The sequence below is a fragment of the Micrococcus sp. HSID17227 genome, from assembly GCF_003989405.1.
Lineage (GTDB): Bacteria > Actinomycetota > Actinomycetes > Actinomycetales > Micrococcaceae > Micrococcus > Micrococcus luteus.
The window spans coordinates 1-689 of sequence record NZ_RBLN01000510.1; the positions used below are offsets into that span (position 1 = coordinate 1).

At 76.9% G+C, this 689-nt stretch carries 1 pseudogene; it reads left to right on the top strand.

The features are described 5' to 3' along the window. Nucleotides 1–689: pseudogene (locus tag D8M29_RS12975) on the top strand (RNA helicase); the annotation flags it as partial.

Consider the following 689-nt stretch of genomic DNA (forward strand, 5'->3'; position numbering starts at 1 on the left):
CGCTGCGCCGCCACCCGTGCCACGGCTGCCAGGACCGCGAGGAGCACGCCCGCTGGGGCGACCGCTGGTGGGCCATGCGGCGGGAGGTCTCCGTCCTGAGGGAGCGCATCGCGGGCCGCACCAACACCATCGCCCGCACGTTCGACCGCGTGGTCGGTCTGCTGCGCGCCTACGGCTACGTGCAGGAGGACGCGCCCTCACCCCGTGCGGCGCTCACGGAGCGCGGCGGGGCCCTGCGCCGGATCTACGGCGAGCGGGACCTGTTCACCTCGCTGGTGCTGCAGGATCCGGCCATGGACGGCCTGACGCCGGAGGAGTGGGCCGCCGTCGCCGCGCTGCTCGTGTACCAGGGCAAGGGGGAGACCGAGCCCGGACTGGTCCCGATGCCGACCCCCCGGCTCGCGCGCGTCGCGGAGGCCGCCGAGCGCATCGAGGAGCGCCTGCGCACGGACGAGGCCCAGGCCCGGCTCGAGCCGACGCCCCGGACGGACCCCGGGCTGGTGGCACCCATGCACCGCTGGGTGCGGGGCGCCACCCTGCGCCGCACCCTTGACGGCGCGGACCTCGCCGCGGGCGACTTCGTCCGCTGGGCGCGGCAGGTCATCGACGTGCTGGGCCAGCTGGCCAACGTCCCCGGGGACACCCGTCGCAGCCGTGCCTGCCGCCGGGCCGCGGACCTCGTCTCCCGC